General features: G+C 69.5%; 1 protein-coding gene and 1 pseudogene. Both read left to right on the forward strand.

The features are described from left to right. Positions 1–214, forward strand: a 214-nt coding sequence (locus KILIM_RS21885; RefSeq protein ID WP_006594951.1) for an IS3 family transposase, incomplete at its 5' end; no start/stop codon positions are given. Between the two features lie 34 nt (positions 215–248). Further along, positions 249–709 (forward strand): annotated as a pseudogene (locus tag KILIM_RS21890) (ImmA/IrrE family metallo-endopeptidase); the annotation flags it as partial.

The following is a 709-nucleotide window of genomic DNA, read 5'->3' on the forward strand; positions in this document are numbered from 1 at the left end:
AGCCGACAACGCGCTCGCGGAGTCGTTCAACGCCACGATGAAGCGCGAGGTCCTTCAGGACGCCGCCTGCTGGACAGACGAGCTGACCTGCCGCCGGCAGGTCTTCAGGTGGCTCGTCCGCTACAACACCCGCCGCCGTCACACCTGGTGCGGCTACCTGTCCCCGTCCACCTACGAGGCCCGCCGGGCCGCTACGCTGCCGACCGCCGCGTAATCACACCCTGTGTCCAAGTTCCGGGGGTAGGGCCCAGGTGATGAAGGGTCAGGCCGGGTACATGATCTTCGCGCCCGTCACGGGCCGGTTCGCCACGGCGACGCCTGCCGATGCGGGCTCGTGGCGGCGGCTGGGGCCGCGGGAGAAGCCGAAGGCCGGCGAGGTGGTGCGCTCCCGGATGGTCGGCGCACGCCCCGCCTATGTGTGGGATGCCTCCCAGACCGACGGCGAACCACTCCCGGTCACGCCTACTCCGTCGCTGCTGGAAGGTGAAGCGCCGTCTGGCTTGTGGGAGGGGTTGGCCGGGCAGATTCGCGTTGCCGGTTTCGAGGTGCTGCGCGTGGAGCACGAGGGCATGATCTTCGGCGCGAACGGCGTCACCGACTACGAGGCGCGCACGGTCGCGGTGCGGGAGAACATGGACCCTGCCGCGCAGGTCAAGACCCTGGCGCACGAGCTGGCGCATGTGCTGATGCACGATCCCGACGACGAGGA

Source organism: Kineosphaera limosa NBRC 100340 (genome assembly GCF_000298215.1).
Classification (GTDB): Bacteria; Actinomycetota; Actinomycetes; order Actinomycetales; family Dermatophilaceae; genus Kineosphaera; species Kineosphaera limosa.